The 13181-nt window shown below is 59.6% G+C and carries 10 protein-coding genes; 8 read left to right on the forward strand and 2 right to left on the reverse strand.

What is annotated here, in order from left to right; all coding sequences use genetic code 11:
* From ABID26_RS24740 to ABID26_RS24775, 8 genes are all read left to right on the forward strand, one after another.
* The coding region (locus ABID26_RS24740) for a hypothetical protein (protein ID WP_354416982.1) at positions 1 to 288 on the forward strand (288 nt) is incomplete at its 5' end.
* 56 nt (positions 289 to 344) lie between these two features.
* Entirely contained in the window at positions 345 to 2357 is a 2013-nt protein-coding gene (locus tag ABID26_RS24745) for an acetyl-CoA carboxylase biotin carboxylase subunit (RefSeq protein WP_292303726.1), read from the forward strand.
* Positions 2358 to 2457: 100 nt separating this feature from the next.
* Complete coding sequence (gene dnaE / locus ABID26_RS24750) at positions 2458 to 5982, forward strand: DNA polymerase III subunit alpha (protein ID WP_292303724.1); 3525 nt, start codon at positions 2458 to 2460, stop codon at positions 5980 to 5982.
* 388 nt (positions 5983 to 6370) lie between these two features.
* On the forward strand, positions 6371 to 6547 hold the full coding sequence (locus ABID26_RS24755; RefSeq protein WP_292303722.1) for a hypothetical protein: 177 nt from the start codon (positions 6371 to 6373) through the stop codon (positions 6545 to 6547).
* A gap of 73 nt (positions 6548 to 6620) precedes the next feature.
* A complete protein-coding gene (locus ABID26_RS24760) occupies positions 6621 to 7580 on the forward strand; it encodes a glycosyltransferase family 2 protein (RefSeq protein ID WP_292303720.1) in 960 nt (319 codons plus the stop codon).
* Positions 7580 to 9268: a hypothetical protein gene (locus ABID26_RS24765; RefSeq protein ID WP_292303719.1), complete on the forward strand. Its 1689-nt coding sequence runs from the start codon at positions 7580 to 7582 to the stop codon at positions 9266 to 9268. The genes ABID26_RS24760 and ABID26_RS24765 overlap by 1 nt, the downstream gene beginning before the upstream one ends.
* A 17-nt stretch (positions 9269 to 9285) precedes the next feature.
* Positions 9286 to 10503: a glycosyltransferase gene (locus ABID26_RS24770; RefSeq protein WP_126099862.1), complete on the forward strand. Its 1218-nt coding sequence runs from the start codon at positions 9286 to 9288 to the stop codon at positions 10501 to 10503.
* Positions 10504 to 10561: 58 nt separating this feature from the next.
* Entirely contained in the window at positions 10562 to 11236 is a 675-nt protein-coding gene (locus tag ABID26_RS24775; RefSeq protein ID WP_210211879.1) for a class I SAM-dependent methyltransferase, read from the forward strand.
* Here the strand turns inward: ABID26_RS24775 and ABID26_RS24780 are convergent.
* On the reverse strand, positions 11233 to 12150 hold the full coding sequence (locus tag ABID26_RS24780) for a hypothetical protein (protein ID WP_126099863.1): 918 nt from the start codon (positions 12148 to 12150) through the stop codon (positions 11233 to 11235). The genes ABID26_RS24775 and ABID26_RS24780 overlap by 4 nt on opposite strands.
* A complete protein-coding gene (locus ABID26_RS24785; RefSeq protein WP_126099864.1) occupies positions 12147 to 12965 on the reverse strand; it encodes an FkbM family methyltransferase in 819 nt (272 codons plus the stop codon). Before ABID26_RS24785 ends, ABID26_RS24780 begins: the two co-directional genes overlap by 4 nt.
* Between the last annotated feature and the right edge of the window lie 216 nt (positions 12966 to 13181).

Here is a 13181-nt window from a genome sequence, read left to right on the forward strand (position 1 = left end):
CGGGCCCTCGAGGTCCACCTCCATGATCTCCAGCGGCTTTCCGGCGCCAACGGCTACTGCGGCTCGCGTTTTCATGAGGCATTCCTCCCAAGGCAATTTTCAAAGTTTCAAGTTGCGGCAAGCCGCTGGTTTGCCAGGCGATACGAGATCGCCGACTGCCCGCCGTTGTGTAAGCCCATGGTCACCTTACCGGGTTCGGGGGTGACGGCCAACGTCTCTTGCGACGTTTTTCGGCGCGGTTTCTGCAATCGGCATCAGGCGCCGAGGGCAGGGGCTTCAGACACTTGAGACGCGCCGGAATTGTCCATAGAACTGGACGGCTTCGCCGGAGGAACGACGTCCGAATGTTCAAGAAGATCCTGATCGCCAATCGCGGCGAGATCGCCTGTCGCGTGATCAAGACGGCGCGCAAGATGGGGATTGCCACGGTGGCGGTCTATTCGGATGCCGATCGCGATGCCGTGCATGTCGAAATGGCCGACGAGGCCGTGCATATCGGCCCGTCGCCAGCCGCGCAGAGCTATCTGCAGCCTGAGAAGATCATCGCCGCCTGCAAGGAGACCGGCGCCGAAGCGGTGCATCCCGGGTACGGCTTCCTGTCCGAGCGCGCCTCCTTCTGCGAAGCGCTGGAGAAAGAGGGCATCGTCTTCATCGGGCCGAAGCCCAAGGCGATCCGCGCGATGGGCGACAAGATCGAATCGAAGAAATTCGCCAGCCAGGCCAAGGTCTCGACCGTGCCCGGCTGGCTGGGCGTCATCGAAAATGCCGACCATGCCGAGAAGATTGCCGGCGAGATCGGCTATCCGGTCATGATCAAGGCTTCGGCCGGCGGCGGCGGCAAGGGCATGCGCATCGCCTGGAGCAAGGCGGAAGTCCGCGATGGCTTCGAACGCGCCCGTTCGGAAGCGAAAAGCTCCTTCGGCGATGACCGGGTCTTCATCGAAAAATTCGTCGTCGATCCGCGCCATATCGAGATCCAGGTGCTGGCCGACGCGCATGGCAATGCGCTCTACCTCGGCGAGCGCGAATGCTCGATCCAGCGCCGCAACCAGAAGGTGGTGGAGGAGGCGCCGTCGCCGTTCCTCGATGCCAAGACCCGAAAAGCCATGGGCGAGCAGGCCGTGGCGCTGGCGAAGGCCGTCGACTACCAGAGCGCGGGCACGGTCGAGTTCATCGTCGACAAGGACAAGAACTTCTATTTCCTTGAAATGAATACAAGATTACAGGTCGAGCATCCGGTGACCGAGCTCGTCACCGGCATCGATCTTGTCGAGCAGATGATCCGTATTGCCGCCGGCGAGAAGCTCGGCATCAAGCAGGGCGACATGAAGCTCAACGGCTGGGCGGTGGAAAGCCGCCTCTATGCCGAGGACCCTTTCCGCAACTTCCTGCCGTCGATCGGCCGGCTGACGCGTTACCGGCCGCCGCAAGAGGGGACGTTCGGCGACATAGTGATCCGCAATGACACCGGTGTCGCCGAAGGCTCCGAGATATCGATGTTCTATGATCCCATGGTGGCAAAGCTGTGCACTTGGGCGCCGACGAGACTCGAGGCGATCGACGCCATGTCCGAAGCCTTGGACAGCTTCGTCGTCGACGGCATCGAGCACAACATTCCGTTCCTTTCGGCGCTGATGCGGCATCGGCGCTGGCGCGAGGGTCGGTTGTCGACCGGTTTCATCGCCGAGGAATATCCGGACGGCTTCGCGCCCATCGTGCCGGACAGTGGGGAGAGGGCGGTGTTCGCCGCGATCGCCACTGCGATCGAGCTGCTGCGCCGGGACAGGCTCGACCGCCTCAGCGGACGGCTGGCGCCGCATTCCGGCCATCTCAAGCGCGACTGGGTGGTGAAAATCGGCACGGACTATCTCGGCGTGAGCATTGTCGACGGAATGGTTTCGATCCCGATGGAGGTCGACCTGTCGATCGATGGCGGCAAACCACTGACGGTCGCCTCCGACTGGCGGCCAGGCGACGCGATCTGGCAGGGCACGGTCGATGGCAAAGGAATAGCGGCGCAGGTCCGGCCGGTGCTGAACGGTCTTCGCATCGCCTGGAAAGGCATGTCGGTGACGGCTCAAGCCATGCTGCCGCGCACGGCCGAGCTTGAAAGGCTGATGCCGGAGAAGCTGCCGCCGGATACGTCTAGAATGCTGCTCTGCCCGATGCCCGGCCTCGTGGTCTCGATCGCGGTCGCGGAGGGGCAGGAGGTCAAAGCCGGCGAGACGCTGGCCGTGGTCGAAGCGATGAAGATGGAAAACGTGCTGCGCGCCGAGCGCGACCTCACCGTGGCGAAGCTCAACGCCAAACCCGGCGACAGCCTGGCGGTCGACGCGGTGATCATGGAATTCGCCTGAGCGGCTTTACTGTGCACAGGCGAACGCTGGACTCGCATCGCGCGCTCCCGGACAATACATCTCTCACCGATGTTGAGTCCTTTCGAGCGACAAGAGCCCCATGGCGGATGAATTCCCACGCGACCCGCTGCAGCGCGAAGCAGCCGTGAAGGCCGCGCAGCCGGAAGCGCCGGCGCAGAGCTTCATCCATCTGCGGGTGCATTCGGCCTATTCGCTGCTCGAGGGCGCCCTGCAGCTCGGCACCATCGTTGGCCACGCGGCCAAGGACCAGGCGCCGGCCATTGCGGTGACCGACACCAACAACCTGTTCGGCGCGCTGGAATTCGCCCAGAAGGCGGTCAAGGACGGTATCCAGCCGATCATCGGCTGCCAGATCGACCTTGCCTTTGCCGGCGAGGCGAATGAAGCCCAGCGTGACCGCCGCCGGCACGGGCCGGGGATGGCGCCTATGGTGCTGATCGCCGCCAGCGAGGCGGGCTACGCCAATCTCGTTCGACTGATCAGCAAGGTCTATCTGGAGACGCCGTCCGGTGAGCCGGTGCATTTGACCAGCGTCATGCTGGAAGGCCATTGCGATGGTTTGATCTGCTTGACCGGCGGCCCGCGCGGCCCGATCGGCAGCGCTCTGAAGGCGGACCGCCGCGACCTGGCCGAGCAGCGGCTGCTGACGCTGAAAATGCTGTTTGGCGACAGGCTCTATGTCGAACTGGAGCGGGTCGCCGGCTATGACCGTATGGTCGAGAAGTCGACGGTCGACCTTGCCTACAGCCACGAATTGCCGTTGGTCGCCACGAACGAGGCTTTCTTCTCCAAGCGCGAAGACTACGAGGCGCATGACGCGCTGATAGCGATTGCCGAAGGCTCGGTGGTGGCCGCCGACAATCGCCGGCGACTCGCGCCTGACAATTTCCTGCGCAGCCAGGCCGAGATGGCTCGGCTGTTCTCGGACCTGCCGGAAGCGATCGACAACACGGTCGAGATCGCGATGCGCTGCTCCTACTATCCGAAGAACCGCAGCCCGATCCTGCCGCGCTTCACCGGAGCCGACACCGCCGACAAGGACGCAGCCGAGAAAGCGGAGGCGGCGGAACTTGCGCGCCAGGCGCGCGAAGGGCTGGAGGCTCGGCTTGCCGCGCATGGACCGACGCCAGGCTATACAGTCGAGCAATATCGCGAGCGGCTCGAATTCGAGCTCGGCATCATCGAGAAGATGAAGTTCCCGGGCTACTTCCTGATCGTCGCCGACTTCATCAAATGGGCCAAGTCGCAAGGCATTCCGGTCGGGCCGGGCCGCGGTTCGGGCGCCGGCTCGCTGGTTGCCTATTCGACCACCATCACCGATATCGACCCGCTGCGCTTCTCGCTGCTGTTCGAGCGCTTCCTCAATCCCGACCGCGTCTCGATGCCGGACTTCGACATCGACTTCTGCCAGGACCGGCGCGAGGAGGTCATCCGCTACGTCCAGCAGAAATACGGCCGCGACCAGGTGGGGCAGATCATCACCTTCGGAACGCTGCAGGCGCGCGCCGTGCTGCGCGACGTCGGCCGCGTGCTGCAGATGCCTTACGGCCAGGTCGACAAGCTCTCCAAGATGGTGCCGCAGAACCCGGCCAATCCCGTCAAGCTGGCCGATGCCATCGCCAACGAGCCGCGCTTTGCCGAGGAGGCGGAGAAGGAGCCGATCGTCCAGACGCTGCTCGACACGGCGCAGAAGCTCGAAGGCCTCTATCGCCATGCCTCGACGCATGCCGCGGGCATCGTCATCGGCGACCGCCCGCTGTCCGAGTTGGTCCCGATGTACCGCGATCCGCGCTCGGACATGCCGGTCACCCAGTTCAACATGAAATATGTCGAGCAGGCGGGGCTGGTAAAATTCGACTTCCTCGGCCTGAAGACTCTGACCGTGCTGGAAACCGCGGTGAAGCTCATCCGCCGGCGAGGCGTCGACATCGATCTTGCGACGATACCGCTCGACGACAAGGACACCTACGCCATGCTGTCGCGCGGCGAGGTGGTCGGCGTGTTCCAGGTTGAAAGTGCCGGCATGCGCAAGGCGCTGATCGGCATGCGGCCGGACTGCATCGAGGACATCATCGCGCTGGTCGCGCTCTACCGCCCCGGCCCGATGGAGAACATCCCGACCTACAACGCCAGAAAGCATGGCGAGGAGGAGATGGCCTCGATCCATCCCAAGATCGACCATCTGGTGAAGGAGACGCAAGGCGTCATCGTCTACCAGGAACAGGTGATGCAGATCGCGCAGGAGCTTTCGGGCTATTCGCTGGGTGAAGCCGATCTTCTGCGCCGCGCCATGGGCAAGAAGATCCGCGCCGAGATGGACAAGCAGCGCGAGCGCTTCGTTTCCGGCGCGGTCGAGCGCGGCGTCGGCAAGCCGCAGGCCGACTTCATCTTCGATCTGTTGGCCAAATTCGCCGACTACGGCTTCAACAAATCGCACGCCGCCGCCTATGCGGTGGTGTCCTACCAGACCGCCTATCTCAAGGCGCACTACCCGGTCGAGTTCCTGGCGGCGTCGATGACGCTCGACATGAGCAACACCGACAAACTGGCCGATTTCCGGCAGGACGCGATGCGCCTCGGCATCGAGGTGGTGCCGCCGTCGGTGATGACCAGCTTTCGCCCCTTCGAGGTCGGCGAGAACAAGATTTTTTACTCTCTGGCGGCGCTCAAGGGCGTTGGCGACGCGGCGGTCGAACATATCGTGGCCGTGCGCGGCGAAAAACCATTCAAGAGCCTCGCCGATTTCTGCGAAAGGGTCGATCCGAAGATCGTCGGCAAGCGCGTCTTCGAGAGCCTGATCATGGCCGGCGCGCTGGACTGCTTCGGGCATGATCGCGCCGTGATGATGGCCGGCGTCGAGCGGATGATGGGGCTGGCCTCGCTGGCGCAGCAGAACGCCATCTCCGGCCAGGCCGACATCTTTGGCGCATCGCTTGGGAGCCAGTCGCAGGCGCTCAACCTGCCTCCAACCGATCCCTGGCTTGCCGCCGACCGGCTGCATCGCGAGTTCCAGGTGGTCGGCTTCTATCTCTCGGCGCATCCGCTCGACGAATACAAGGCCGCGCTGCAAAAAATGCGGGTCCAGAACTGGGGGGAATTCTCGGCTGCGGTCAAACGCGGCGCCGCGGCCGGGCGGCTCGCCGGCACTGTCACCACCAAGCAGGAGCGCAAGACCCGCACCGGCAACAAGATGGGCGTCGTGCAGTTCTCCGACACGACGGGCCAGTACGAGGCGGTGCTGTTCTCCGAGGGCTTGGCGCAATATCGCGACATGCTCGAGCCCGGCCGCTCGGTGGTCATCACCGTCCAGGCTGAAGACCGGCCGGAAGGCATCAATCTGCGCATCCAGACGGTGCAGTCGCTGGAGGACGAGGCAAGCCGCATCCAGAAGGCACTGCGCATTTTTGTCAGAGACGATGGGCCCTCGTCGATCATTCAGTCGCAGCTCAAACAGCGTGGCGACAGTCAGGTCAGCATCATCGTCCTCAAGGGAGAGGCGCAGGGTGAGGTCGAGATCGCTCTGCAAGGCGGCTATCGCGTCTCGCCACAAATAGCATCCGCCATGCGGGCGGTGCAGGGCGTTGTGGACGTGGAACTGGTGTAGACGCCTCAACTATTTGTTTTCGCGCAATCCGAACGAAAAACCGGTGCACGCTTTTCCTGAAATGCCTTAGAGCCGGATGATTTCAGGTCGAACCGACCTGAAATCTGAATCCGGCTCTAAATCAAAGAGATAGAGCATGATGTCGCCCGAAAACCGCTTCACACTTTTCGGCATCATGCTCTAGCGCGGGGCGTCGCCGCTAATTCAGGCCGCATCACCCCTGCTCCCATCAAGTACTCGCCAAACCACGTCATTCGCTCAACGGCGTACGGCTTTGTATATCTTTGACTAACTTGTTCTTGCTAGTGTTGCAGCCAGGCTGCGGAAATGCTGGAGGCGTTTGCCCAAGTTGTCGGTAGACTGACGATTGGGCAGGAGCGGGGGCACGATGGTCGACAAGTCGAATTTCGCGATAGTCCAGACTGACCCCGGTGGGCAGCGCGCCGACGATTGCGAGGCGCTGGTGTCGGCAATTATCGTGAGTGAGTGGCAAACCAAGCTGCCAATTCGGCTCAAAAAACACACGGCAATAAGCGGTGACCTCATGGGTTTTGTGTTCGGTTAACCAGAGGAAACCCGGCCGCATTGTAAAATAAAGCACTTGGCTTATGGATGGTACAGGGCGTGGGGAGACGATCTTGGCATTGAAACTGGTTATCCAGATTCCCTGCTACAATGAGGCAGCGAGTCTTGCGGCCACTGTTACGGCAATACCGTGCAAGATCGAGGGGGTAGACAGCGTCGAAATTCTTGTGGTCGATGATGGCAGCACCGACGGGACTGCCGACGTTGCGAGAAGCCTCAATGTAAATCACGTGGTCAGCCATCGCCGCAATCGCGGCTTGGCGGCTGCGTTTCAGACGGGGATAGACGCCAGCCTTCGCGCGGGAGCCGATATCATTGTCAATACCGACGCCGACAACCAATATGACGCGTCGAACATAGAGCTGCTTATCGGGCCGATTCTACGCGGCGAAGCCGACATAGTCATTGGCGACCGCCAAGTGCGCACAAATCACCATTTCTCACCAGGCAAGCAGGCGCTGCAGCGTATCGGGACTCGTGTCGTTCGCCATTTGGCGGGGATCGACGTTCCCGACGCAGTTAGCGGATTTCGCGCGATAAGTCGCGATGCCGCGATGCAGATAAACATTGTGTCGCGCTTTTCCTATACAACGGAAATGCTGATCCTGGCCGGCAAGAGGCGATTGGCGGTGGCGTCGGTTCCCATTCGAACCAACGCGCCCATGCGGCGATCGCGCTTATTCAAAAGCATACCTCATTTTATTTTCAACACCGGCGTCACAATCGTACGCTCATATGCGCTTTATAATCCACTTAACGCCTTTTTGCTCATCGGCGGCGTAATTTTTTTCATAGGATCGTTACCAATATTTCGTTTTCTGTGGTTGTCTCTGGTGGGAGACAATAGAGGTCACATTCAATCGCTGGTGCTTGGCGGCGTATTGATCATTGTCGGTTTTATCACCTTGCTTTTCGCAATTGTCGCCGACCTCATCGGGCGCAACCGGCAAATGCTCGAGATGACACTTTTCAAGCTCCGGAAAATCGAAGAGCGGATGGACCGGGTCGAGTGATGACGAGTTTGGACGGATTTTTCGATACGAGGCCTGAAGCTCCTGTCAGGATTGATCGATGGACAATTCTTATCCTGTTCGGGACAATCGCAGCACTGGAACTGGCTACGGCGCTATTTCGGGAAATTAACTGGGACGAATTCCATTTCCTGTCGCTGGTTTTCGAATACAAGCGTGCTTCGCTTAGTCTTGCCCTGCAGACGTTTCACGTCCATTTATTTTCATGGCTGACGTTGCTGCCCACCGACGAGATAGGCGCAATTGTCATTGCGCGCTGCCTGATGTGGCTTCTTCACCTGGCCACGCTCTGGTTCCTCTTCAAAACGGCCGAGAACCTCGTTTCCATTCGCGGGGCTTTATGGGCGACGGTGCTTTACGCCACGCTGAGTTTCGTGATGCGGAGCGCGACGAGCTTCCGTGCCGACCCGATCATCACGGCGCTTCTGATGGGGGCACTATTCGGCCTGACGCGCGACCGCCTCCCGCTCAGACTGCTCATCTTTTCTGCGCTGGCGGTAACGTTTGCGGGCCTGATTTCGATAAAATCGGTCTTTTATGTCCCGACCACAACAATGGTCGCGACCCTGCAACTGGTGCGCATCCACGACAAGGTATTGCTGCGGAATATGGTCATCGCGCTCGCGATAGCCGTCGCGGCATTCGCCAGCTTGTTTCTTGGTCATTCAGCAAGCCTGGCGCAGGCTGGATATCAGGCTGGAAACACGCTGACCTCCGCCTACAACAAGCAACTGGTTGATAGCAATCTCTTCTATGGGGCGAGATTCCTGACGTACTCGCTGGCGGTAGACGCGCTGCAATGGTCGGTGATCTGCGTCGGAATCGGCCTGGCTGTGGCTCGGACGATCATCAATAGCGGCGCGGAGAGGCTCCGTGCATTGACTATACTTAGCTTCGCCTCGCCGTTGTTATGCGTTATCTTCTATAGAAACAGCTTTCCCTACTTCTATGTGTTCATGATGGCACCCGTGGCGGTGGTCGGGGCGTTGGCCGCGGATAAGCTTGGTTCCCTATCAAAAATTTTAGGGGCCATCCCGGTGATATTCGTCGCGTTGGCCGTGGGGCATGCGATTCCTGAATTTCAGCGAGGCCAATCGGCTCAGCAATCACTGATCTCCGCCGTGCATCAAATCTTCCCGGATCCGGTACCCTATATTGCTCAAACGGGCATGGTTGCATCCTATCCCCATGCGGGATTTTTGATGAGCACTTGGGGAATTGAAGAATATCGCGGCCGAGGAGAGCCCGTGCTTCTGCATGCGATCGAAAAAGAAAGACCGCTTTTCGTCATTGTCTCGGGTCCGGCGCTTTCGGCTGCGCTGGAACCCGGCACTGTATCGATCGATGCGGACGAAGGATTGCTCCCAGCCGACATAGCGGCTTTGAAGGAGAATTATGTCCGGCATTGGGGTCCAATTTGGATCGCGGGAAAGCAGTTGCCCGCTACAGGCGGGAGTGAAGCCACATTCGCGATCCACATTCCGGGACCCTATTCTGTGACGGCCGATGCACCGGTTGAAATTGATCGGCGGTTGGTCCTGCCGGGCGATGTTGTCGAACTCGCTGGGGGTACGCATAGCTATCGGGGCGGAGTTGCCGCGTTACGCCGCGGACGGAACCTGCCGGTTCCCGCGCGCGAGCCGCCAACGGCGATCTTCACCGGATTCTAGGTGAGGGGTCTGCTGGTTTGCGCGTCCTGATCTCAACGTCTACTTTTCCTCGCTTTCATGGCGATAATGTCACCCCCTTCATGGCCGATCTGGTTTTCGCGCTCGCCGCCCGGGGAATAGAACTGGACGTGTTGGCTCCCCATGCGCCCGGCAGCAAGACGTTCGAGGACCTGGGCAACGGGGTCACCGTTCATCGCTTTCGATATGCCTGGCCTGAAAAGATGGAAAACGTCTTCTATGGCGCAGGGGCGCTCGAAAACATCAAGTCGAAGCCATCAAAAGCGATAAAGCTGCCACTCATCGCGGTCGCGCAAGCTGCTGCTACTTATCAGCTAGCCAGGTCGCGTCGCCACCGTCTGATCCATGCACATTGGGTGGTCCCGCAAGGAATCACGGCATTGCCTTCCTGCCTCGATCGAACGGCCCTCGTCGTCAGTGCGCATGGCAGTGACGTTCTCGGCTTGCAGGGACGCCTGCCGATGTGGGCGAAACAGCTTGTCGCGCGGCATGCATCGGTCCTGACAGCTAATTCTGCCGCCACGGCGGCTGCCCTACGCATGTTGGGCGCAAACCCCGATCGCGTCCAGATCGTTCCGATCGGAGCATCTCCTCGAACTCGTGAGGCAACGATCCCGTCCTGGAAATGTGGATTCGCCGACGAAGCAAACCCGCTCTTGCTTTTCGTCGGAAGGCTAATTGACTGTAAGGGAGCAGAGGACGCAGTCGCCGCGCTCGCATCGCTGCAAAGCCGTCTGCCGGGCGCAAGACTCGTTGTCGTGGGCGATGGGCCGGAACGGCAAACGCTCGAGGCAAAGGCCGCGTCTCTTGAGGTGCGCGACCGCATATTGTTTACGGGTTGGCTTCAGCCGGCGAACGTTAGCCATTGGATGCGCAGAAGCGATGTTCTGATCGTTCCCTCCCGCCGTGCGGCAGATGGCACAATGGAAGCGCAGGGCGTCGTGCCGCTCGAAGCGATGCTCCATGATCTGCCTGTGATTGCGTCGCGAAGCGGCGGTCTTGTCGACATCATTCGCCATGAGGAGACAGGGCTTCTGGTTGCCGAGCGATCTCCGGGAGAAATCGCGGACGCGGTGGAGAGAATGGTTGCAAATAGGAGCTTTGCAACAGGCCTGGCCGCCAGCGCCAAGGAATGGGTCCTGTCGGAGGGTACGATGGCCAAGACCGCCGAACGATTCCACGAGATCTATCGGCGAATTTTATCAACCGAAAGATGAACCCATTGATGCTGCGCAAGTTACCGGCATTTCGAATAGAAGGGCGTCGAGCGAAATTATGTCGTTGAAGAAATGGGCAAAAAAGAGTTGGCTTGCGGGACCGCTCGTTCGGCAGGTATATTTTGCCTTGGCCGCGCTGAAATTTCGAAATTCTGCCGACTATTGGGAAAAGCGCTACAGGGCTGGCGGCACGTCGGGTGCCGGCTCAGCTAACCGTCTCGCGCGGTTTAAGGCCGATTTTCTCAACCGTTTTGTAGCAGATCATGAAATTCAGTCGGTCGTTGAGTTCGGCTGCGGCGACGGGATGCAACTGGCCCTGGCAGAATATCCAAAGTACTTAGGGCTCGATAATGCTCCTTCGGCGGTCGCACGGTGCCGGGAGCGGTTCGCGAATGATCCGACCAAACGCTTCAAGCTTGTCGACAGCGACCCGGGTCACCACGATCTCGCGCTGTCGTTGGACGTAGTATATCACCTCGTGGAAGACAGGGTTTTTGATACGTATATGCGTAACCTGTTCTCTGCTTCGGAGCGGTTTGTCATTCTGTATTCAAGCAATTCAACCGAATCGACCCCGGAACCGCACGTCAAGCATCGTAGGTTTACGAACTGGATCGAGGTCAATCTACCGGAGTGGAAACTTTGTTCGGTGACTCCGAACGCTTATCCGCTCGATCCGCGCGATCCCGACAACACATCCTTTGCCGATTTCTATGTATACGGCCGATACTAGTCAGATGGGGATCTCAATCGCCTTGTTCCCACAAGAAAGACCGCCAGCAAAAGCAAACCCAGCACTACGGCAATTCGGTTGGTTCCAGCAATCACGAAACCTGCGACGGCATCGATATTGGCAAGCGGCGAGAGCAATGCGGTTATCGCCTCCGTGATCCCCAAGCCTGCCGGAACGAGAGAGGTTAGCGTTCCGATTATGGAGGCTATCGAAAAGGTCGAAGCCTGATTGAAGCCGAGGCCGATCCCGAGCGCCCTTGCCGCGAGGCAGAGCCGAAAGGCCTCGAGGACCAAGCCGGCAAGCTTTACCGCCAATGCCGAAACGACCAGTCTCCAGCCGGGTCGGAGACGGACCAGGAAGACGATGCTGACTCCAGCGCACAGCGATCCGACAGCGACAAAGCCTGCGCCGATTTTGATATGGCCGAGCGCAAGAAGGAATAGGCCCGAATAGCCAAACGCTGCCCCAAACCACAACGCCATGAATACGAGAATCAGGCTGCCTCCAAGTTGCAGTCCGACTCCGTGTGCTCGTAGCGCCGCAGCGCGCGATAGTAGGCCAGCCGGTAAAAACAGCATATTGGCGGCACTTGAAAAGACGCCAATTTCGAATGCGTTTGCCCAGGCCATGTTCTTCTTTGCCATTGCTGCCATGATCTGGAGCTCAAGCGCATTCAGCGCCGCCGTAGCCGGCACCGCGACCAGGACAAGGAAGACAAATGGAGTTGCGTTAAGCCGTTCGATCAGGCCAGGCATGCTTTGGATGGCCAACAGCAGCCCGCCGGCAAAAATCGATATCGCCACTACGAGTCCAAAATTGCGAATGGACGCACGGTGGGAATGTCCCCAGTTGAAAACCTGGTCGCCCAGGACGGTTAGTCGGGACACCACCAAGCTTGCTTTGGCCGAATTCAAGCGCTGTCACCCCGCACCGCCACGATATGATGACTGGGCGTATGATCCGATGGCGATCTATCCGGGAGCCGGGTCAAGCGATAGCCGGCTTCTATCAGCACCCTCATGGCCCGTCTCACTTCCTCGGGCGCGAAATCATGCATCTCGCAGATCACGACCGGATGTGTCTGCAACGTTTTCGTTGCTCCTTGCAGGGCGTCTGCCTCGCCTCCCTCGATATCTATCTTTATCACGTCGGGGCGTGGGTAGCCTTCAGCTACGAGGCTATCGATGCACCTGACTTGCACGCTCACAGGATCGACGGCTTTCTCCCCGGACCCGACTAGCTTCCCCGACATTGCGCCACCCCTGAGGTCGAACACCCTCGCTTCGTCGGCAGCACCAATCGCGAATTCGTGCAGCGATACGTTGGGGGCACCGTTTTCCAGAGTCCGGCGGAAATACCTAAGGTTGATCTCACCGGGCTCAAACGCAAGCACTCGACCCGTTGGGCCCACAATCTTCGACGCGATCAGCGAATGCAATCCGATATTGGCGCCAATATCGTAGAAAACCGCCCCTGGCTCCAGATAGCGATGGAGCAGAGCGGTGACTTCTGGCTCGTGATTTTTTGGGTTGGTTGCGTTCCAGTGCAGCATGGGGTTGAAGAAGAGGTCGTAACCGTTTGGCAGTTTGACCTGATCGATGCTCCCCTTGGACGCCCGCTGCAAAACCTTGCCCAATCCGAGCCTATCCAGCAAAAAGCGCCTGCCAGCGTGGGGAACTATATTGCCGAGAACGTTTACCAGATGAAATGCATGCTTAATAGTATTCATCGAGGCCCTCCGGAAAACTTGCTCACGCCCCGTTCAGAATGAAGAAACTACCGGTGGCGAGGCAGCGGCGCTATCAAATTAAGCGGCATTACCTTTTTTTTAATGAAAGCCGAGACGAAAATCACCCTTGCTGATGGCAAGGAGAGGACGAGAGCGGCTGCACCGATGCCCGGGAACGCCGGGCCAAGGGCCGGTTGGCCCACCCAAAGCAGCCAT

The sequence above is a fragment of the Mesorhizobium shonense genome (assembly GCF_040545255.1).
Classification (GTDB): Bacteria; Pseudomonadota; Alphaproteobacteria; order Rhizobiales; family Rhizobiaceae; genus Mesorhizobium; species Mesorhizobium shonense.

Coding starts and splice junctions, on each gene's coding strand:
- ABID26_RS24785 (WP_126099864.1), bottom strand. CDS start 12,965: ATGAATACTATTAAGCATGCATTTCATCTGGTAAACGTTCTCGGCAAT.
- ABID26_RS24755 (WP_292303722.1), top strand. CDS start 6,371: ATGGTCGACAAGTCGAATTTCGCGATAGTCCAGACTGACCCCGGTGGG.
- ABID26_RS24765 (WP_292303719.1), top strand. CDS start 7,580: ATGACGAGTTTGGACGGATTTTTCGATACGAGGCCTGAAGCTCCTGTC.
- ABID26_RS24745 (WP_292303726.1), top strand. CDS start 345: ATGTTCAAGAAGATCCTGATCGCCAATCGCGGCGAGATCGCCTGTCGC.
- dnaE (WP_292303724.1), top strand. CDS start 2,458: ATGGCGGATGAATTCCCACGCGACCCGCTGCAGCGCGAAGCAGCCGTG.
- ABID26_RS24775 (WP_210211879.1), top strand. CDS start 10,562: ATGTCGTTGAAGAAATGGGCAAAAAAGAGTTGGCTTGCGGGACCGCTC.